26 protein-coding genes and 1 pseudogene are annotated in these 20,154 nt (G+C 38.0%); 9 read left to right on the plus strand and 18 right to left on the minus strand.

Annotated features, from left to right (window positions below; all coding sequences use genetic code 11):
* Window positions 1–50: 50 nt before the first annotated feature.
* On the plus strand, window positions 51–1,274 hold the full coding sequence (locus R2H34_RS05725) for a multidrug effflux MFS transporter (RefSeq protein ID WP_005402996.1): 1,224 nt from the start codon (window positions 51–53) through the stop codon (window positions 1,272–1,274).
* A gap of 93 nt (window positions 1,275–1,367) precedes the next feature.
* Here the strand turns inward: R2H34_RS05725 and R2H34_RS05730 are convergent, their stop codons facing one another.
* Complete coding sequence (locus R2H34_RS05730) at window positions 1,368–2,066, minus strand: prolyl hydroxylase family protein (protein ID WP_005402995.1); 699 nt, start codon at window positions 2,064–2,066, stop codon at window positions 1,368–1,370.
* A gap of 80 nt (window positions 2,067–2,146) precedes the next feature.
* Between R2H34_RS05730 and R2H34_RS05735 the strand changes: the two genes are divergently transcribed.
* Window positions 2,147–2,278, plus strand: coding sequence for a KGW motif small protein (locus tag R2H34_RS05735; protein WP_004959789.1), 132 nt, complete (start codon window positions 2,147–2,149; stop codon window positions 2,276–2,278).
* Between the two features lie 60 nt (window positions 2,279–2,338).
* Window positions 2,339–2,653 carry an NGG1p interacting factor NIF3 gene (locus tag R2H34_RS05740; protein WP_151730297.1) on the plus strand — a complete coding sequence of 105 codons (315 nt, stop codon included), beginning with the start codon at window positions 2,339–2,341 and terminating at the stop codon, window positions 2,651–2,653.
* Here R2H34_RS05740 and R2H34_RS05745 read toward each other — a convergent pair whose 3' ends face one another.
* On the minus strand, window positions 2,654–3,415 hold the full coding sequence (locus R2H34_RS05745) for a nitroreductase family protein (RefSeq protein ID WP_004959784.1): 762 nt from the start codon (window positions 3,413–3,415) through the stop codon (window positions 2,654–2,656).
* Between the two features lie 101 nt (window positions 3,416–3,516).
* Window positions 3,517–4,317 carry an enoyl-CoA hydratase-related protein gene (locus R2H34_RS05750; RefSeq protein WP_004757674.1) on the minus strand — a complete coding sequence of 267 codons (801 nt, stop codon included), beginning with the start codon at window positions 4,315–4,317 and terminating at the stop codon, window positions 3,517–3,519.
* A 109-nt stretch (window positions 4,318–4,426) separates the two neighbouring features.
* Between R2H34_RS05750 and R2H34_RS05755 the strand changes: the two genes are divergently transcribed.
* Window positions 4,427–5,002, plus strand: a complete 576-nt coding sequence (locus R2H34_RS05755; RefSeq protein WP_171494178.1) for a nicotinate-nicotinamide nucleotide adenylyltransferase — start codon at window positions 4,427–4,429, stop codon at window positions 5,000–5,002.
* Here R2H34_RS05755 and R2H34_RS05760 read toward each other — a convergent pair.
* On the minus strand, window positions 4,999–5,910 hold the full coding sequence (locus tag R2H34_RS05760; RefSeq protein ID WP_151730285.1) for a LysR family transcriptional regulator: 912 nt from the start codon (window positions 5,908–5,910) through the stop codon (window positions 4,999–5,001). The genes R2H34_RS05755 and R2H34_RS05760 overlap by 4 nt on opposite strands.
* 98 nt (window positions 5,911–6,008) lie before the next feature.
* On the opposite strand from R2H34_RS05760, the gene gstA reads away from it, so the two are divergent.
* From gstA to R2H34_RS05775, 3 genes are read left to right on the plus strand one after another with little or no spacing between them, the layout of a single operon-like run.
* On the plus strand, window positions 6,009–6,611 hold the full coding sequence (gstA, locus tag R2H34_RS05765) for a glutathione transferase GstA (protein ID WP_151730286.1): 603 nt from the start codon (window positions 6,009–6,011) through the stop codon (window positions 6,609–6,611).
* 37 nt (window positions 6,612–6,648) lie between these two features.
* Window positions 6,649–6,861: a tautomerase family protein gene (locus tag R2H34_RS05770; protein WP_004953031.1), complete on the plus strand. Its 213-nt coding sequence runs from the start codon at window positions 6,649–6,651 to the stop codon at window positions 6,859–6,861.
* A 1-nt stretch (window position 6,862) separates the two neighbouring features.
* Window positions 6,863–7,243, plus strand: coding sequence for a nuclear transport factor 2 family protein (locus R2H34_RS05775; protein WP_151730287.1), 381 nt, complete (start codon window positions 6,863–6,865; stop codon window positions 7,241–7,243).
* On the opposite strand, the gene R2H34_RS05780 is transcribed toward R2H34_RS05775, so the two are convergent.
* The 8 genes from R2H34_RS05780 to dapD form a co-directional block, all read right to left on the minus strand.
* A complete protein-coding gene (locus R2H34_RS05780) occupies window positions 7,244–7,606 on the minus strand; it encodes a glyoxalase superfamily protein (RefSeq protein ID WP_004953035.1) in 363 nt (120 codons plus the stop codon). It lies immediately after the preceding gene.
* A gap of 12 nt (window positions 7,607–7,618) precedes the next feature.
* Window positions 7,619–8,182 (minus strand): CAP domain-containing protein, encoded by a 564-nt coding sequence (locus R2H34_RS05785; protein ID WP_004953037.1) that lies wholly within the window; start codon window positions 8,180–8,182, stop codon window positions 7,619–7,621.
* A 116-nt stretch (window positions 8,183–8,298) separates the two neighbouring features.
* Window positions 8,299–8,760, minus strand: a complete 462-nt coding sequence (locus tag R2H34_RS05790; RefSeq protein ID WP_318342483.1) for a peroxiredoxin — start codon at window positions 8,758–8,760, stop codon at window positions 8,299–8,301.
* Between the two features lie 20 nt (window positions 8,761–8,780).
* Entirely contained in the window at window positions 8,781–9,467 is a 687-nt protein-coding gene (locus R2H34_RS05795) for a diphthine--ammonia ligase (protein WP_243484397.1), read from the minus strand.
* 90 nt (window positions 9,468–9,557) lie between these two features.
* Entirely contained in the window at window positions 9,558–9,974 is a 417-nt protein-coding gene (locus R2H34_RS05800) for a hypothetical protein (RefSeq protein WP_318342484.1), read from the minus strand.
* Between the two features lie 30 nt (window positions 9,975–10,004).
* Window positions 10,005–10,673, minus strand: coding sequence for a 7-cyano-7-deazaguanine synthase QueC (gene queC / locus R2H34_RS05805; protein WP_017397575.1), 669 nt, complete (start codon window positions 10,671–10,673; stop codon window positions 10,005–10,007).
* A 70-nt stretch (window positions 10,674–10,743) separates the two neighbouring features.
* Complete coding sequence (gene queE, locus R2H34_RS05810; RefSeq protein WP_075696279.1) at window positions 10,744–11,454, minus strand: 7-carboxy-7-deazaguanine synthase QueE; 711 nt, start codon at window positions 11,452–11,454, stop codon at window positions 10,744–10,746.
* Between the two features lie 103 nt (window positions 11,455–11,557).
* Window positions 11,558–12,379: a 2,3,4,5-tetrahydropyridine-2,6-dicarboxylate N-succinyltransferase gene (gene dapD / locus R2H34_RS05815; protein WP_004913502.1), complete on the minus strand. Its 822-nt coding sequence runs from the start codon at window positions 12,377–12,379 to the stop codon at window positions 11,558–11,560.
* Between the two features lie 290 nt (window positions 12,380–12,669).
* On the opposite strand from dapD, the pseudogene carO reads away from it, so the two are divergent.
* A pseudogene (carO, locus tag R2H34_RS05820) lies at window positions 12,670–13,415 on the plus strand (ornithine uptake porin CarO).
* 96 nt (window positions 13,416–13,511) lie between these two features.
* Here the strand turns inward: carO and R2H34_RS05825 are convergent.
* The 6 genes from R2H34_RS05825 to R2H34_RS05850 all read right to left on the minus strand — a co-directional run bounded on the left by R2H34_RS05825 (window position 13,512) and on the right by R2H34_RS05850 (window position 19,088).
* Window positions 13,512–14,435, minus strand: coding sequence for a CysB family HTH-type transcriptional regulator (locus R2H34_RS05825; RefSeq protein WP_004953047.1), 924 nt, complete (start codon window positions 14,433–14,435; stop codon window positions 13,512–13,514).
* 76 nt (window positions 14,436–14,511) lie between these two features.
* Entirely contained in the window at window positions 14,512–15,582 is a 1,071-nt protein-coding gene (locus tag R2H34_RS05830) for a sulfate/molybdate ABC transporter ATP-binding protein (RefSeq protein WP_004953049.1), read from the minus strand.
* Window positions 15,583–15,593: 11 nt separating this feature from the next.
* Entirely contained in the window at window positions 15,594–16,487 is an 894-nt protein-coding gene (gene cysW, locus R2H34_RS05835) for a sulfate ABC transporter permease subunit CysW (RefSeq protein WP_151760276.1), read from the minus strand.
* Window positions 16,484–17,317 (minus strand): sulfate ABC transporter permease subunit CysT, encoded by an 834-nt coding sequence (gene cysT / locus R2H34_RS05840; RefSeq protein ID WP_004959751.1) that lies wholly within the window; start codon window positions 17,315–17,317, stop codon window positions 16,484–16,486. The genes cysW and cysT overlap by 4 nt, the downstream gene beginning before the upstream one ends.
* Window positions 17,318–17,395: 78 nt before the next feature.
* Window positions 17,396–17,998 (minus strand): RBBP9/YdeN family alpha/beta hydrolase, encoded by a 603-nt coding sequence (locus R2H34_RS05845; RefSeq protein WP_004913487.1) that lies wholly within the window; start codon window positions 17,996–17,998, stop codon window positions 17,396–17,398.
* Between the two features lie 82 nt (window positions 17,999–18,080).
* Window positions 18,081–19,088 carry a sulfate ABC transporter substrate-binding protein gene (locus R2H34_RS05850; RefSeq protein ID WP_004913484.1) on the minus strand — a complete coding sequence of 336 codons (1,008 nt, stop codon included), beginning with the start codon at window positions 19,086–19,088 and terminating at the stop codon, window positions 18,081–18,083.
* Window positions 19,089–19,339: 251 nt separating this feature from the next.
* Between R2H34_RS05850 and pabC the strand changes: the two genes are divergently transcribed.
* Entirely contained in the window at window positions 19,340–20,152 is an 813-nt protein-coding gene (pabC, locus tag R2H34_RS05855; protein ID WP_005402977.1) for an aminodeoxychorismate lyase, read from the plus strand.
* Window positions 20,153–20,154 lie beyond the last annotated feature (2 nt).

The following is a 20,154-nucleotide window of genomic DNA, read 5'->3' on the forward strand; positions in this document are numbered from 1 at the left end:
GTGGCTTATTTCATTCAAGTATAAAAATGAATATTGATGGAGAATAACAAATGAAATCAAAAATCCATTTCCACGAATTTGCTCTGTTGATGGCATTATTAATGTCGATCGTTTCTTTCTCAATTGATGCAGTATTACCTGCTTTAGGTGAGATCGGAAAAGTTTTTATTTTACAAAATGATAATCAGGCACAGTGGGTCATCATTACGATTTTCTCTGGTATGACTTTGGGACAATTGATTGCAGGCCCATTGTCGGATGCGATTGGACGCAAACGGATTTTATTTACAGGCATTCTCATTTATTTTCTAGGAAGCTTGTTGTGTTATTCCACACAAAGTTTTGAATGGTTTTTAGTTGGGCGATTTATTCAAGGAATAGGGGGGTCTGGCCCTTATGTAGCTTCTATTTCCATTGTGAGAGACAAATATAGTGGTGCCCAAATGGCACGCATCATGTCTTTGATCATGATGGTATTTATGGTTGCTCCAGCTGTTGCACCAAGTTTAGGGCAATTGATTATTCATTTCTTTGGATGGCGAGATATTTTTGTCTTATATATGGTTTACGCTACTATTGTTGGGTTATGGGTTGCTTTACGTTTAGAAGAAACCTTAGCTCCAGAAAATCGTTTGCCTATGCGTGTACAAGCATTTAAAGATGGTTTTAAGGAAGTGGTGAGTAATAAAACCACGATGAGTTATCTGTTGTGTGCTGGCTTTTGTTTTGGTGGGTTTATTGGTTATTTAGGAACTTCACAACAAATTTTTATGCAGCAGTTTGGTAAATCAGGTGCAGAGTTTAGTGCTTATTTTGCTGTGTTAGCAGGTGTGATGGGGATTGCTTCATTTACTAACTCTAGAATCGTAATGAAGTTTGGTATGCGTCCAATCTGTATTTATGGTTTTTTGGGTTTATGTTTAATTTCTTTGATATTCCTGATTATTCAGCTTGTTGGCATTCAGATTTCTTTTTGGATGTTTATGTTATATGCATGCATTCTATTTTTATTGTTTGGAACTTTATTTGGTAATTTAAATGCAATCGCTATGGAGCCGATGGGGCATGTCGCAGGAATGGCTTCAGCGATTATTGGTGCATCATCTTCTGTATTGTCTTTAATTCTGGCTTCGATTATTGGACAGTTATATAACGGGACATTAGTTCCAATGACCAGTGGTTTTGTGATTTTATGTGGTTTAGCTTTTGCGATGACAATATATGAGAAGCGATATTTAACAAATAAAAAGGTGATGGCATGCAATAAAAAATAAGCTGGTTTGAAGAAAACAATAAATATAGGTATTTTGATTCGTTGAAATAAAAGTCATTATGCAATGGCTTTTACCTATATCAGCTTATTGGATTTAAGGATCCTGATGTTTTAAGAGCATCGGATGTTTATACATTACATCGGTACGTAATACATATTTCTGACCTGAAAGCACAGGTGCTCCCTCATGTAACTGTTGATGCTCAAATACTAATATCTGCCCAAGTTTGGGTTGAACACTCGCAATTTGAGTTTCCTTACATGGTTTCAGCATACCACTATCACGGTAAAAAATTGTTTCTCCACCCGTAAAATCTTCGCTGAGGTAGATCAATAAAGTCAGTTTGCTACTGTGCCAATCGTTTACTTCATGAATTCCATCCCAATGTGGCTTAAACGTTTCACCATTTTCATAACGATAAAAACGGAAACGTTCATTTAAGCCACTTAATATCCAGCCATTCAATTGTTTAGGCAGTAAATGTTTAAGTTTGGAAAATAGTGTTTCAGCAAGCTGAATATCATCATAAATCACTCGTTTATTATTTCTAACATTGGTGAGCACTTGACGAGCTGAGTTTAGGAATATATCAGCTGTTTCATAATGATATTGATTACTAAGTTCGATGAATGAAAGACATTCTTGATCTGAGAACACATCATCTACAGTAAAAATTAAAGGTGAGTTCTGATGTGTTTGTTGTTTTTCTTGTTGTAGAAAAAGAGTTTGAGTTGAAGTTATCCCATTTTGATGACCTATAGCATTTTGAGTTGGAATTGGTTGTTTTATCATCATAACTAGTTTAATTAATATTATTTAAAATGGTTCAATTTTTGCATTCTCAATAATGATCATAAGAATCGGAGAACAACATGATGAAAAATGCAAATCACATGAGAACAATCCATAGCAAAGATAAAGGTTGGTTTTGGTTTGGCTTAACGGTTGCTATCCAAGTTGTATTCATAGTTGTTAGTTACCTAGTTATGAATATTTCGCTTTGATATTTCATTGTTTTTAAGCTTATGATTGATGATCAGCAAGAGTTCAACATCATTAAGAATATGCTAAAACTTATTTATTATGTACCTGAATCACACCTTGAATCCACCAAACAGGCTATCTTTGAAGCTGGTGCAGGCGGTATTGGCAATTATGAGCATTGTGCTTGGCAAGTCAAAGGAATAGGGCAGTTTAAGCCTGTTAAAGGTGCAAATCCGTTTTTAGGAGAATTAGACGAACTAGAGCAGCTTGAAGAATGGCGTGTAGAGACCATTGTGCCTGAAGAAAAAGCCAGTGTTGTGGCAAAATCATTAAAGGCAAGCCATCCTTATGAAGAGCCTGCCTTTGAGTTTATGCAAATATTGGATATTGAATAATTATACTTTTTGAATAAATAAATTACGATCAAAACGATATTGCGGGAAGAACACACCATCTGTAGCCCGTTCACCTGCACCAATCACCATCACAGGATATTGTTGATCATTTAGCTTTAAAATTTTACGAACCAAAGGTTCATCAAAACCTTCCATCATACAACTATCAAAACCATAAGCGCGTAAAGCCAATACAAGGTTTTCACAAGCTAAAGCTGTGGTTTTAGTTGCCCATAATTTAGCATCGGCAGGGTTAAATGCAGTCACAGGAAGTTGTTTATCAAGTGTACGGGCTACTTTAAATGCAACTTTTTTGAAGTTACCTAAGGCATTGAAATAACCTGTTTTATAGTTGTAGGGAATAAAGCGGTAATACTTTTGTACAGCTGGTGGTGCTTCGGGAAATGGAAACTCGGTGATATTTAGTTTTGCCATCTCATCAACACGATCTGTTCTAGCGACACATACAATTAATTCGGATGCAGTTTTAGCAGCAAGTTGTCCTAAACACGCTTTAACCAGTTGTTTTTTCTTGCTTGGATTTTGCACAACATAGAATGTCCAAGGCTGTAAGTTTGATGAGTTGGGTGCAAGCAGTGCCAAATCTAAACATTCATCTAAAATCTCACTTGGAATTGGTTTATCCGTGAACTTACGTACTGAACGACGGCTTTCAATGACTTTACGGAAATTGGCAACATCAATATCTTGAGGGGCAGGTTCGTAGTAGCGTTTTTTTTCGGTTTGATTTTGTTCAGACATGAGAATAAATGTTCCTATAAGTTTGTTGTTAATATTGGGACGTTAAATAAAAAAACCACCCAGTCTTGACTAAATGGTTTGTATAAAAACAGTGAAATGTATTAATTGAACTGTGAGAAGTCAGGCTTACGTTTTTGCATAAATGCTTGTACAGCTTCCATCATTTCAGGTGAGCGTACACGCTGCATAAAGATTTCAGCTTCTTCATCGACACAAGCAATAATTTCAGCTAAGTCTTTTTTCATTAGCGCTTTGCTTTGTTTTAGAGATGCTAAAGGTAATGCTGCTAAATGTTGAGCGGTTTGTTGAGCGGTTGCATAGGCATCTTCAACAACGTCATTTACAAGATTTGCTTTTACTGCTGTTGCTGCATCAAACTTCTTCGCTGTGAATAATAATTCAGCCGCTTTTTGGTAGCCTGCTTGTTTGACCAATAAACGGCTCGCAGCACCTTCAGGAGAAAGACCTAAACTTACGAATGGAATTTGGAATAGGGCAGTATTGTCTGCAAATACGATGTCAGCGTGTAATAAGATTGTTACACCAATACCAATTGCAACACCTTTCACTGCGATAATAAGTGGCTTAGAAAAACGAGCCGCAGCTTTTAATAATACAAATGGAGGTTGATCACCCGCTTTGCCTTCATATGGCTTTTGCATAAAGCCCATGAAGTCTTTCATATCATTACCCGCAGTAAAATCTTGTTCTGCACCACGGAAAATCACAACACGTACATCTTTATTTGTATCAGCTTCATCTAATGCTTTTGCAATCCAAAGATAAAGTTCACCGTAAAGTGCATTTTTGGCTTCTGAACGGTTAATGGCTAAGGTGAGTACGCCATCTTCTAAATTTGCTTGCAAATGTTGATGAGGTTGTTGAATACAGCTAAGTGTCATCGTACTATCCTTGCTTTAATCCAGATTGATTTTTAAAGTGCTCTCATTATGTCGCATATTTGCGTTACATGGTGCAACTGATGAGTTCACAAAAAGTGAAATTACGCCTATGTACACATTTGACTATCTTGTTTTTATTGGACGCTTTCAGCCTTTTCATTTGGCACATCTGCAAACCATTGAAATTGCGTTACAGCAAAGTCAGAACGTGATATTGGCATTAGGTTCAGCACAATCAGAACGGAATATCAAAAATCCATTTTTAGCCCATGAACGTGAGCAAATGATTCTGTCTAACTTTTCAGAAGATGATCAGAAGCGGATTCATTTCGTGCATGTGGTTGATGTGTATAACGATGAAAAATGGGTCAAACAAGTCAAAACATTGGTCAATCAAGTGGTTCAGCCAAATGCAAAAGTAGGTTTGATTGGTCACTTCAAAGATGAATCTTCGTATTATTTAGCGTTATTTCCAGAATGGGAAATGGTTGAGTTGGATAGTTTAAAGGATTCTATTTCAGCTACGCCTGTGCGAGAAGCCTATTATCGAGGTGAGATTCAAACTGAATTTTTCCCTAAAGGAACGATTGAATTTCTGACTGAATTTAAAAATACAAAAGTCTATGCGGAATTGCAGCGTAAATATTTTGCGGGTGATAAAAGTAATTTGGATGAATGTTTTTAAGATTTTAGTTCTTTAAGCAGAAAATCGATGAAAACACGAATATGGAAAGATTCGTATTTTTTTGATGGATAAAGTAAAGAAAATGGGCGTGAAGTACCTGAAAATTCGCTAAGTACTTCTATCAAATCTCCATTCTTAAGCTCATTTTCTACAATGAAACGATAGGTTTGTAATAAACCAGCGCTATGTTTTGCCAGTGTAACCGTGCCTAAAATATCGTCTAGGCAACGAATATTTCCCGCACTTTGATACTCAATCAACTGTTGATTCGAGTTAAATAGCCATGGAACATTTTTCCCTGTACTGGGAAGAACAAACTGAATACATTGATGATGCTGTAAATCTTCAAGGCTTTGCGGTGTTCCGAATTGTTTTAAATACTCAGGCGACGCCACTACAATCAGTTCAGCCTGTTCTAGTTGCCGTGCAATCAAATTTGAATCAGCAAATTGTCGTCCACGAATCGCCAGATCATATCCTTCTGCTATAAAGTCCACATTTTTATTGGTGAGTTGAACATCTACTTGGATGCTTGGATATTGCAGTGAAAACTTTGCCAATAACGGTAGGATGCGATAGTGTCCATAAGGTGTTGGAACACTGATACGAATTAAACCAGAGGGTTGCTGTGTTTGATTTTTGAGTTGCTGTTCTGCTTCTAAAATTTGATTCAGCGCTTGTTTACATTCATCAAAATAGATTTTTCCTTGCGCAGTTAAACGGACTTGTCGAGTCGTTCTTACAAACAATGGAGTCTCTAAATGCTTTTCTAATCGAGCAATTGAGCGACTGACCGCTGCTGGACTCACACCTGCATGTAAGGCTGCTTTGGAAAAGCTTTCATATTCTGCTACTAAGCAAAACAATTCGACGCTACTAAACATCATCCGTTTTAGAGGGTGATTCATTCATTACACCATGTAAAAAATGATTTGAGTTGTAAGCTATTTAAGCACATATAAGTAAACAATAAGATGATTCGCATACCTTGTATGGAGTTATTTTTATGAAACTGTTCTATTCACCAAATGCATGTTCTCTAGCCCCACATATCATTTTAAGAGAGCTTGGGCTTCCATTTGAATTAATCAAAGTCGATTTGCAACAGCATTTAACCGAACTGGGTGAGGACTTTTATCGACTCAATAATAAAGGACAAGTACCTGTGTTGCAGCTTGAAGATGGTTCTTTTTTAACGGAAGGTGCTGTGATTAGTCAGTTTCTTGTTGATCAATTCGAACGTAAGGATTTATTACCTGAAATAAATACCCCAGAGCGTTATCAAACACTTTCTTGGATGAATTTTATTGCTTCAGAAATTCATAAAGCATATTCACCATTTTTCCATGAGTCTTATGGCGAAGAATCTAAAACTGCCTTTAGTATGATTTTAAATAAACACTATGCGTGGGTTGATCAACAGTTAGATGGGCAAAATTATTTAATGGGAAGTAATTTTACCATTGCTGATATTTATCTGTTTGTGGTGACACGATGGGCTGACTTTATTGGTCTTGATCTTGGGCATTTTATTCATTTAACAGCTTTTATGCAGCGAATTGCTCGTCGTCAAACAGTTCAAGATGCAATAGCAGCCGAAGCAGCTTAGTATTTTGCTATTTATAAAATTATAAAAGGAGATCCCTATGCCTTATATTTTAATTCAAATCACTAAAGAAAATGTCTCTACAGCACAGAAACAACAGTTGATTCAAGAGGCTACAGATTTAGTGGTTCGGGTGCTTCATAAAGACCCTGCAACTACATTTGTGGTGATTGATGAAATTGAAACTGATAATTGGGGCGTTGCAGGTGAATCTGTTTCGACCATACGTAATAGACAAAGAATAGGTACATAAGATGCAAAATAATTCGATAATTAAGATTCAACAGCAACTCGAAAAATACTTTGATGGTTTGTACTTTTGTGATGTGGATAAATTGCAGGAGGTATTTCATTCCGATGCAACTTATATCAACGCTACGGATGATCCGATGCTTAAGTTAGATATGGATACTTATTTCTCTATTGTGGGAAAGCGTATTTCATCCGCATCTCAAAACCAATTAAGACATGATAAGGTAATTGCGATCAATTTGATTCATGATCAGCTAGCGATGGTACATGTTGAATGTGTGATTGAACCTAAATATTTTTATGATGCACTTACATTGGTACAAAAGCAGGGTGAGTGGAAAATTATTTCTAAAGTCTTTCATTATCAACTTTTAGTGGACTAATTAAGCATCTTCCCAAAAGATAATTCGATTGGAAAAGGGATCAGTGATACTCAGTTCTAATGTTTCCCAATCTGTTTTTTCAACTTGGGGTTTAGCAAACTTATAATCCTTGACCTCAAGTTCATTTTTTAACAAGCTGAGATTCTCCCAGTAAATACGAATCGCACTATGCGGACTCGCATCACCGAAGTGTTCAGATAGGTGAAGGATGCACTCGTCTTTGGAAATTTGCAGATAAACAGGGAAGTTGTCCCCGAAAGTATGCTGCCAATCGATTTGGAAGCCTAAATAATCAAGATAAAATGATTGTGCTAATTTAATGTCAAAGATACGAAAAATAGGAACGATCGAGCCATTTTGCATAGGTATTTCCTGTTAACGAATTCCGAATTGTTGTGCCCAGTATGGCTTTTGTTTTTCAGTGGAGTCAAAGGTACATGCGACTGCATAGTCTGTAAATTTTGGATTCATTATATTGGCACAATGCATGGGGCTGTTTAGCCAAGTCGTTAATACTTCATTCAAGTTTTTCTGCCCACGTGCAACATTCTCACCGCCGCCGCGTCCTTTAAACTGATAAAGTTTCAAGCGAGCTTTGAGGTCTAAACCGCCCTGACTACGATGCCCTAAAAAATTATATTGAGCCATATCTATGGCATGAGCATAAGCACTTCTAGCCAAATGTTCATTCCATACTAAGGGTGATGTTGCTGAAAAATGTCGTTGTCCACATTGACGCGCTTGTTGCCGAATTTCGTTAATCGACTGCAAGATGGTTTGTTGATAAGCTGGGTTTTGTAAGTCTTCACAGCGTATTTCGTTTGATAATTTCTGAACTTGAGAGGTTGAAGTAGAATATTCTTGTGAACGTGTTGGGGTGCTGATACTGCATCCAGAAATAAACAACGGAAATAAAATTAAAACTTGGATCGATTTCATTTTTTAAGATTTAGGTTCGTTATTTTAATCGTTTAATGATACGTTATTTTAGTTTAGGGCTACAATTTAACTGAAAAAAAAGCGAGTATAAACTCGCATTTTTGAAGGCAAGCAAATTAAGCAGATTGTAAAACTTTTAAATCTTCCAATACTTGTTCAGCATGTCTTGCAGCTTTAACTTTGCGATAGCTTTTCACCAATTGCTTATTGTGAAAAATAAAGGTTGAACGTTCGATGCCCATGACTTGTTTGCCATACATATTTTTTTCTTTAATGACATCAAAATGTTTACATAAGATTTCTTGTCGATCACTAATCAAATTGAAATTAAGTGATTGCTTTTCAGTGAAGTTCTGGTGAGATTTAACAGAATCACGTGAGACACCGATAATTTGACAGTTTAAAGCTGCAAACTGATCTTTTAAACATGAAAAACCGATCGCCTGAGTTGTACAGCCAGGTGTGGAATCTTTAGGGTAGAAATATAAAACTAACCATTCACTTTCGATTTGTGTCAGGTTAAGTTCACCTTCAGTTGTCGGGAAGCTTTGATCAGGTAATTGAATATTCTCAGACATGTCTCATCCTTCAATAAAGGTTATGGTTGATCTAGTTCAAGTGGTAAAAATGCATATTCTTCATGATAAACAATTTCACCATGGCGTATAGGAATTGCTTTGTTAAAAATGGGACCATTGATCACTGTGGTGTGAAATTCACCACCTTCGCCACATGGATCAATGCCGCGATCTTCCAGTTCTTGGATATATTCCAAAGTAAGTGTTTTACCTAAGTCTTCAACGCGCATTCCCAATTTGAGGTTGACGGTAACAATAACACTGTGAAAACCAAGTGAAATAAATTCCTCAACGACTTGTTTGTGTGGTCTTAACCAGAGTGGCATGCCTAACTTGAGCCCAACCTGTTGAGTGACTTTATCGTGCCAGCAGCCATGCTGTGGCATGTCGAGATCGCCAGTAACGAGTACTTCAGCTCCATGAGCTTTAGCCTGATGAAGTAAATCAATAAACTTACTTTCATAATCAGACCAACTCGATGAAGTCATATAAACTGGTAAACTTATCGCATCAGCTTGAGCACGAATAATATCGAGGGGCATTGCGTGCGAACGTGATCGTTGTCCTTGTTCCTCTAACATTACAATTAAGCCTAACACCGTCCCTTTATGCATAGCATGGTACAAGGCGAGAGAACTATCTTTGCCTCCACTGAATGAAACGATTGATCGTCGATTTTCAGCATTGGTTTTCCATTGGTCGTGCATGAATTTAGTCAATTTCTTTAGGTGATTCAAATATTAACAGAACTAAAAAAAGCCTGCATAAATGCAGGCTTTAATCTGAACCATAAAAGCTTACTTTTTAGGAGCTTGTTGCTGAGCAGCTTTCATTGCTTCTTCAGTTAATTTTTCTAACTTAGATACCAAAGGGGCGCCTAAGCAAGCTTGTAAATCTTTATTTTGCTGTTGGACAAACACTAAAGAACTAGGGCTTTTCTTGGCATTAATTGCACTTTGAATTTCCCATTTTTGTGCTTCAGTTACTTTACCTTGTGCATCAATTTGGCAACTACAGAATTTACTTACTTCCGCAGAGGTTAGTTTTCCACCTTTAGCTGTTTGATCTTTACATACGTTGACTAATGCAGATTTTACATTGGTACTTTTATATGCTGCTTGTAATGGATTATCAGCTGCATGAGATGCTGTAGCAAAAAGAGCTGCAGCTGACATCATTGTTGAAAGAATAATATTTGATTTAGAAAACTTCATATAATGTACCTAATTTTTACCTTATATCGTTTATTCCGCATAGCGCGTAGGATCCGCGACACCTGCTTCGATAAAACCTTGCTGACGTAAACGACAACTGTCGCATTTGCCACATGCACGTCCTTGAGCATCTGCCTGATAGCAGGATACCGTTTGGCTATAGTCTACGCCATGTTCGATGCCTAAGCGTATAATATTCGCTTTGGATAAATGTAACAGAGGTGTTTCAATTTTAAGAGGTTTTCCTTCAACACCAGCTTTTGTTGCAAGTCTTGCAAGATTGGCAAAAGCGTCAATAAATTCTGGGCGACAATCTGGATATCCTGAATAATCAACAGCATTTACACCAATAACAATGGCTTCAGCGTCAAATACCTCGGCTGCTGCAAGAGCATAGGATAGAAAAATTGTGTTACGTGCTGGAACATAAGTTACAGGAATACCTTCTTGTAATTGTTCAGGTACATCAATGTTATGATCTGTAAGCGCGGAACCGCCTAAATTACCCAAATCGATATTAATTACACGATGTTCAACACCTGCTCGTTGTGCAAGTGCCTTAGCTGCATCAAGCTCAGTTGTAGAGCGCTGACCATACATAAAACTTAAAGCGATACAGTCATAGTTTGCTTGTGCCCAAGCGAGACATGTTGTCGAGTCTAAACCGCCAGACAATAATACGATGGCACGAGAACGCATATTATTTTCCATTATTCAACCTAAAATTATTCGTAGATGATTTGCCTCATTTGAGACAGTCACAAGATCATTAGCGACCAGATTCATCATTCCATAACAGCTTATGTAACTGTAATTGGAAGCGAACAGGGAGATGGTCATCTAAAATCCACTGAGCTAAATCACGTGCAAGAGCAGGCAGAGCAACAGTACCTTTTTCTACCGCGAAAGCAGGAGAGAACCATACTGTACTGACTTTATCTTGCAACTGGAAATTTTCCAGTTGTTGTTTAGACCATTCATAGTCGGCACGATTACAGATCACAAATTTAATCTGATCATGCTGTGTTAGATAGTCGAGATTGGTAAGTAAATTACGATGATCTTCATTAGACGTTGGTGTTTTTAGATCTAATACTTTCGAAACACGTGGATCAACTTTAGAAACATCTAAAGCTCCGCTTGTCTCAAGCGAAACGTCAAAACCGAGATCACACAAGCGTTGAAGTAATACAAGACAATTCGGCTGTGCAAGTGGTTCGCCACCAGTGACACATATATAAGGTGTTTTAAACTGGCTTGCTGTTTCAATGATATGTTCAAGTGATTGACGCTCGCCACCTTCAAAAGAGTACGTGGTATCACAATAGCTGCAACGAAGAGGGCAACCAGTTAAACGAATGAAGACAGTGGGTAAGCCAAATGTATTCGCTTCGCCTTGCAAAGAATAAAAAATCTCAGTGATACGCAAACCAGCAGCAGGATCAGAGACAGGAATTGCAGAGGAACGTAAGGAAGTCATAAAGAGTTACCACAAAATCAGCAAGCTATTAAAAAACAAAAATCTCTACGATCAGTGATAATCGTAGAGACGAGGAGCAGTGTAAGCTCCGTAGTATTACAACTTAGTCAGCACGTAATAAATCATTTAAACTTGTTTTAGCACGTGTTTTAGCATCAACTTTTTTCACGATGATTGCTGCGTAAAGGCTATAAGTTCCACATTTAGAAGGAAGGCTTCCCGCAACTACAACTGAACCAGCAGGTACGCGACCATAGTGAATCTCACCAGTTTCACGATCATAGATCTTAGTCGATTGACCGATGAATACGCCCATAGAGATTACAGAGCCTTCACCAACAATCACGCCTTCTACAATTTCAGAACGCGCGCCGATGAAGCAGTTATCTTCAATAATCGTTGGGTTTGCTTGTAATGGCTCTAATACACCGCCAATACCTACACCACCAGATAAATGTACATTTTTACCAATTTGCGCACATGAACCAACAGTTGCCCAAGTATCAACCATTGTGCCTTCATCAACATATGCACCGATGTTGACATAAGATGGCATCAAGATCACATTTTTAGCTTGGAAGCTACCACGACGAGCAACAGCTGGAGGAACTACGCGTACACCTGCTGCTTTAAATTGCTCTTCAGTCCAACCTGAATATTTAGTTGCAACTTTGTCATAAAACTGTAGATCACAAGCTTCAATAGGTTGGTTGTCATTGAGTTTAAAAGAAAGTAAAACTGCTTTTTTTAACCATTGGTGAACAACCCACTCACCATCAATCTTTTCAGCCACACGAAGTGTACCGTTGTCTAAACCAGTTAATGCTTCTTCAACGGCTTGACGAATTTCTGTAGGGCAGTCCGTAGCTGAATAATTTGCACGGTCTTCAAATGCTTGCTCAATGATCGTAGAAAGCTGAGACATGATCTTCCTTCATCCAAAAAAATTTTGAAGATTTTACACTAAATTGAATCAAGAAGCTTTGAAAAAAGTCGTTACAATAAAGTGTTTTAAAATTAAGCAATAAAATTGTAATAAATTCGGATTTAATTGTTTTTTATCCATTATTTTGAAATATACAATTATTCTGAATTTGTATCAAAAAATAACAAAAAGTAATCAGTTTCTGTATAAAAAGATATCAATCATTCTTTTAAGATTTTATTACAGTAACAACTATACCTTAGATAAAAGTATTTTTTGAGGAGACTTCAATGAAAGCTTTGCGCGTTATTTTAGCTGCAGGTGCATTAACAGCGATTGCAGGTTCTGCTTTAGCAGCAGATGAACAAGTTGTGAAGGAATCAGGTTCTACGTTTCCTTCATACTTAGATCCAGTTTCAGTTCGTGCTGAAGTGGGTACTACAGGTTATGGTGGTGCTATTTCATATCGTGTAAATCCGTATGTAGGTTTAACTTTAGGTTATAACGGTGGTGATATCTCTTGGTCTGATGAGTTAAAAATCAATGGATCTAAGTATGATATGGATATGGATAATAACAATACTTATTTAAACGCTGAGATCTACCCATGGGGTGCAAGTGATAGTTTAGCACGTTCGCTATATGTTGCGACTGGTGTGGCTTATATCGACAATGAGTATAAATTAGATCGCCGTATTTCTCAGGGTCGTAACTTTACTATCAATAAAACAGACTTTAATGCTGATTCAAATATTCATTTGAAAGGTGATATGAAGTATGATAATGATATTGCACCATATTTAGGTTTTGGTTTTGCACCACAAGTCTATAAAAATGTTGGTGTATTTGGTGAAGTAGGTGCTTACTATACTGGTAATCCAAAGCCTCTTTAAAACAAGTAGCGGGTTCAGACCAAACCAATGGTAATGGCGATTTGTTAAGTGATGCGATTAAAGGTGAAGAGCAAAAAATCAATGAGAAGTCGCGTTATGAGTGGATGCCAGTAGCTAAAGTGGGTGTGAGCTTTAAGTTCTAATCCATATACTGAACTAAAAAAAACGAGCTTAATGCTCGTTTTTTTATGAAGAAAGTGACTCTGAATTTAGAAAAATGGCTCAAGATGAGCCATTTTTTATTCTTCTGGATAAGCAACTTTTTTTAGTGCTTTAATATCGGTTTTAGGTGAGCAAAGCGAGATAAACTCATAACCATAACCACGTAGTAAATGACCTTTTCTTACAGCAATCCACGTAGTGTTAGTACCAAAAATGTGAGTTTTTATTTGCTGTAAACGATAGTCACGTTCGGCATCATATGCGACATCATTGACGATCCCGACACCCATATTAAGTTCAACATAGGTTTTAATAACATCGGCATCTAACGCTGACATTACGATATCTGCATGCAAATGTGCATCTTCAAATGCTTTATCGATTTTAGAGCGACCTGTAAAACCTCCGTGATATGTAATCAACGGATACTCTGCTAAAAGATCGAGACTGATGTTGTCTAATTTCGTTAAAGGGTGGTCTTTAGGTGTAATAATACTGTGGTGCCATTCATAGTAAGGCACGCTTGCTAAGTTTTCCTCTGTGGTGAGAGATTCTGTCGCAATTCCAATATCAGCTTCACCTTGAAGTAGCATTTCAGCGATTTCAACAGGACTTGCTTGTTGTAAAACCAAATGCACTTTAGGAAAAAGCTTCTTAAATTGATTCACAATTGGAGGTAATACATAACGAGCTTGGGTGTGTGTTGTTGCAATCGTTAAAGTACCTTCATCAACTTTATTGAAATCGTCAGCAAGGCGTTTGATATTATCAGCATCAACTAACATGCGCTCGACAATACTCAATAGGGACTGTCCTGGTTCAGTGAGACCAAGTAATCGTTTACCTTTACGCACAAAAAGTTGTACGCCTAATTCATCTTCTAAATCTTTAATATGTTTACTGACACCAGATTGGGAGGTATAAAGTGCCGCTGAAGCTTCAGTTAAATTAAAGTTTTGACGAACTGTTTCTCGAATAATTCTGAGTTGTTGGAAGTTCATAATCATTATTTCCGCATATAGGATGAGGAACGGCTAAAGTTCCATATGGGTAGTTTAGCCGTCATCAAGTATTATTTTAAGCAACTTGCGTCGTTGGGTCTGCAAATAAATGAAGTTGAGCTGCACTAATCCAGACGGTTTGGTTTGGTCTGAATTGATGCAAATTAGCTTCTTCTACACTGAGTAAAATTTCGATAGTACGCCCACTACGATCTTGTAATTCAGCGATCACTCTACCTGCAATCCAGACTTCACGTAAAAAAGTCGCTTGAACAGTATTCGGTTGAGGCTGCGCATGAATGTGTAATTCATTTGGTCGAGCAAAAGCGATGACTTTTCCTTGCGGTGCTTGCAAATGATTTGGTAGTTGAATGCGATCATCTCCGATACGAATAATACCTTCATGATGTTCACCTTCAAAACGATTTGCTTGACCTAAGAAATCAAATACAAATGGTGTCGCTGGTTTTTCATAAACTTCACGAGGCGAACCAATTTGTTCTACATCACCTTTATTCATGACAATGATTTGATCAGCAACTTCTAAAGCTTCCTCTTGGTCATGGGTTACAAAGATGGAGGTGATGTGCAATTCATCATGTAGTGTGCGTAACCAACGACGCAGTTCTTTACGAACTTTAGCATCCAAAGCACCAAAAGGTTCATCCAGTAATAAAACACGAGGTTCAACTGCTAGAGCACGTGCTAAAGCGATACGTTGACGTTGACCACCGGATAGTTGTGCAGGGTAACGATCAGCTAAAAAGCCAAGTTGAACTAAATCAAGTAAACGCGTAACTCGTTTTTTAATTTCAGCTTCTGATGGACGTGTTGCACGTGGGCGAACACGTAAACCAAAAGCAATATTGTCATAGACGGTCATGTGGCGAAATAAAGCGTAATGTTGGAAAACGAAACCAACTTGTCGCTCACGTACATGAATGTCAGTTGCATCTTCACCTTCAAGCAATACTTGCCCGCCATCGGCTGATTCTAAACCTGCAATAATTCGCAAAAGTGTTGTTTTTCCGCAGCCCGATGGACCAAGTAAAGCTACTAGCTCGCCCTCTGGGAAATCTAAAGAGATATTTTTAAGCGCGTGGAATGCGCCAAAGTGTTTTTCAATATTTTTAACTTGAATACTCATTTGTACATTCCTCAGTGGCTAGATGGATTATGTTGATGTTCGTTGCTTTGGTCTTGGCGTATCTCTAACCAAGTTTTTAAAATCAAAGTGATGATTGCTAAGAATGCCAGTAAAGATGACACTGCAAATGCAGCACTGAAGGTATACTCGTTGTATAGAATTTCTACATGTAAAGGTAATGTGTTCGTTTCACCACGAATGTGTCCTGAAACGACCGATACAGCACCAAACTCACCCATTGCACGTGCATTACATAGAATCACACCATAGATCAAACCCCATTTAATATTTGGAAGTGTTACTTTCCAGAAAGTTTGCCAACCAGATGCACCAAGGACGATTGCAGCTTCTTCTTCTTCAGTACCTTGAGCTTCCATGAGCGGAATGAGTTCGCGTGCAACAAATGGAACAGTGATGAAAATAGTAGCTAAAACAATACCTGGAACGGCATATAGGATTTTGATGTCATTATCCATGAACCATCCGCCAACCCAACCTTGAGAGCCAAAAATTAAAACAATCATTAAACCTGCTATCACAGGTGAAACTGAGAATGGCATGTCGATAATGGTGGTCAAAATGGCTTTACCACGGAACTGGAACTTAGCTACAGCCCAAGCTGCTGCAACACCAAATACAACGTTAATCGGTACAGCAATCGCAGCAGTGATTAAGGTGAGCTTTACAGCCGATAGCGTATCTGAGTCAGTCAATGCATTTACATAGACTTCTAGACCCTGCTTAAAAGCTTCGACAAAAACCAAAATTAAGGGCAGAACCAAGCAACTTAAGAAAAAGATTAATGCAATAGTAATTAGACTATAACGAACCCATGTCGGTTCTCTAGTGGCATCTCTTGCTTGTAATTTGAGTGCCAAAGCATTGCTGTTTGTATTCAAACTCATTGTGCAACTCTCCCTGTACGACGGCTTGCCCATGCTTGAACTAAATTAATTAAAAATAAGATGGCAAATGAGAGAATGAGCATGACTACAGCGATCGTTGTTGCGCCTGCATAATCATATTCTTCCAAACGAGAAATGATCATGAGGGGAGCAATCTCTGTTTTATACGGTTGATTGCCTGCAATAAAGATGACAGAGCCATATTCACCAACACCACGAGCAAATGCCAAAGCAAATCCTGTCAGCAACGCTGGAAATAAAATTGGAAGTAAGACTTTGGTAATGGTCTGCCAGCGATTTGCACCAAGTGCAGAAGCTGCTTCTTCTAATTCAGATTCAATATCGCTGAGAACTGGTTGTACTGTTCGAACAACAAAGGGTAATCCAATAAATATCAGGGCAAGAGTAATACCAATAGGGGTATATGCAACTTGAATCCCTAACGGTTCCAAATATTGACCAATCCAACCTGTTGGAGCGTATAAAGAAGTGAGTGCAATCCCTGCTACAGCTGTTGGTAGAGCAAAAGGTAAATCGACTAATGCATCGACAATTCTTTTACCTGGAAAACTATAGCGAACTAAGCACCATGCCAATAATAATCCAAAAATCACATTCACTAGCGCAGCAATCAATGCCGCACTGAAACTAAGTTGCAGTGACTTTAGGATTCGTTCTGAAGTTAAGATTTCCCATAAACCATCCCATCCGATTCCTAAAGATCGGATAAATACAGCAGATAAAGGAATAAGCACAATCAAAGATACATAAGCGAGAGTAAAGCCTAACGAGAGACCAAACCCTGGCAGCACTCGGGAACGCTGCGACATGACATTTCCTCAAAGAGAAATATTTGCTAAATAAGCAAATAAACGAAACTAAAATCAAAAAATACGGTGAAGATGGGGCTAGGCAAATTTCATATTAAAATTTGCGACCTTCATTAGAGCGGTAGGTAAGCTCTTTTTTTCAGGTAATAAATAATTCAGGATCTCAGGGAATGGACCAAACCCTGAAGCAACATTGATGTGGCCAACAGGTCCTAAATTAATTGGTGTTAATTTCCATGATTCTGCGAGCTGTAAAGCATCGACATAACCAAGCCATGGATCATTCTCACTAATTAATAACGTCGTTGGCACATCAATACTGAGTCTATGAAAATATGCTTTATAGTCAGTTAGACTATGACGAGCGAAACCTGCCTCACCAAAACGTGCTGGATTTGCGGGTGCAACCAAAACTAAATTTTTTACTTGTACACTTAGCTCAGGGTGCTCGGCGAGAGCCGCTACACTGGTTAAGCATCCAAAACTATGAGCAACGATCTGAACAGGTTCATTTACAGATGAAACAGTTTTGACAAACTGATCAACCCACTCTTGCAAGACTGGACGATCCCAGTGTTTCTGTTGAACACGAGAACTAGACATGAGTTTTTGTTGTAGCCAAGACTGCCAGTGTTGAGCCTCGCTGCCACCTACACCAGGAACAATTACGGTATGAGTCATGTCTAATCTCCTTAGAATCCTTCCCAACCTTGCTTTATGGAAGTGAGGAAGTCCCTCTTAGAAAAAGTGGGACTTAGTTGGATTATTTACCTGTGCTATTGATCTTGACGATTTGGTCGAAAATTCCACCATTATCAAAATGGGTTTTTTGTACTTTTGCCCAACCACCGAATTCTTTATCGATTGTTACTAGTTTCAGTGGTTTGAATACATTGCTGTATTTCTTTAATACCGCGGCATTGCGAGGACGATAGAAATTACGCGCTGCAATTTCTTGACCAGCAGGAGAGTACAAGTAATTCAAATATCCGCGTGCAATTTGGGCGTTACCTTTTTTCTGAGCATTTTTTTCTACTACGGCAACAGGTGGTTCAGCCAAAATAGAAAGAGACGGTGTGATGATTTCGAATTTACCTGGTTGCTCTCGAACGGCAAGGAAAGCTTCATTTTCCCAAGCCAACAACACATCACCGATACCACGTTCAGCAAATGTAGTTGTTGCGCCGCGTGCTCCCGAATCCAAAACTTTGGTTTGCTTATAAATTTGACGCACAAATTCTTGAGCTTTCGCGTCATTGCCGCCTTTTTGATGTTTTGCCCAAGCCCATGCACCTAAATAATTCCAGCGAGCACCACCCGAGGTCTTTGGATTTGGCGTGATGATTTCAACACCAGGTTTGACTAAATCACCCCAGTCTTTGATTTTCTTTGGGTTATCTTTTCGAACAAGGAATACAATCGTTGATGTATATGGCGTAGAGTTATTTGGTAATTTCTTTTGCCAGTCTGCTGGAAGTAATTTTGCATTTTCAGCAATTTCATCAATATCAGCAGCAAGTGCTAGCGTTACGACATCAGCATTTAAACCATCAATGACAGCACGTGCTTGTTTGCCTGAGCCGCCGTGTGATTGTTTGAAGTCAATATCTTGTCCTGTGCGCTGTTTCCAGTAAGCACCAAATTGTTTATTGAAATCTGTATAGAGTTCACGTGTCGGATCATAAGACACATTTAAAAACTCTTGCGCAGCAAAAGAAGAAACTGAAAGTAATGCAGCAATTACACCGACTTTGACCTGAGATAAACGCATGGAGACCCCTCAAAAATTAAATCATTGTTTGGAATATGGATGCAGCATAACTGCAGTTTTTTTGCAAAAAAAATAATTAAAATCGAATTTGATATGAAAAATTAAGAAATACATAAAAGAGATAAGTTATGCTGAATAACTGATAAATAAGAAATTTTTATTTTATGAGTGAAGTTGTTATAATTATTTAAAATCAATAGGTTATTAAAATTAATAGCTTCGATGAATGTATCCTAAAGGATCTTTAACTTATGCAATGCTATAAAAATGGGCAGTTGATTGATTCAATTCCTTTATTGGATCGTGCGTTTCACTACGGTGATGGGTGTTTCACAACAGCACGATTGGTGCATGGTGGAATGGAATTAAAAGAACTACATATTGCCCGTTTGAATTATGCTTGCAAAAATTTAAGCTTGGATGCCGATTTATCTTATATAGAACAAGCACTAGATCAATTGTCACAACATGAAAAAAACTTGAATGGTACGTTGAAGGTGGTAATCAGTCGCGGAGAAGGTGACCGAGGATATAGTCTTCCTTTACACCCAGCCGATGTATATGTGTGGTTTTATCCTAAACAATGGCAACATTTAGAGCCTGAATGGATTGAAAGTGGTTTACTGAATCATGCTGTAGGTTTGCATATGCCTCATTTGGTTGGTTTGAAGACTTTGAATCGACTAGAGCAAGTTGTGTTGAAGCAAGAAGCAGATCAACGAGGTTGGCTAGAAGCATTAGTTACGGACGTGCAAGGGTATATTGTTGAAGGTGTAAGCAGTAATTGTTTTATTCGTATAAATGATCAATGGATTACTCCAGAACTTCGCTATAATGGCGTGCACGGTGTAATGCGTGCGCACATTCTATCTCGTATGCAACAAAATCATATTTCATGTGAACAACGTTGTATTGAAATGGATCAGATCGCGCATATCCAGAACATATTTTTCTGTAATGCTTTGCATCCGATGAAAGCTGTAGTTCGATTTCAAGGTCGAACAATGCAGCAACAACCGTATCTTGATTTATTTAATTCTTTAAAACTTAGCCAGATTGACTAAAT

The sequence above is a fragment of the Acinetobacter sp. 16 genome (genome assembly GCF_033439925.1).
Classification (GTDB): Bacteria; Pseudomonadota; Gammaproteobacteria; order Pseudomonadales; family Moraxellaceae; genus Acinetobacter; species Acinetobacter junii.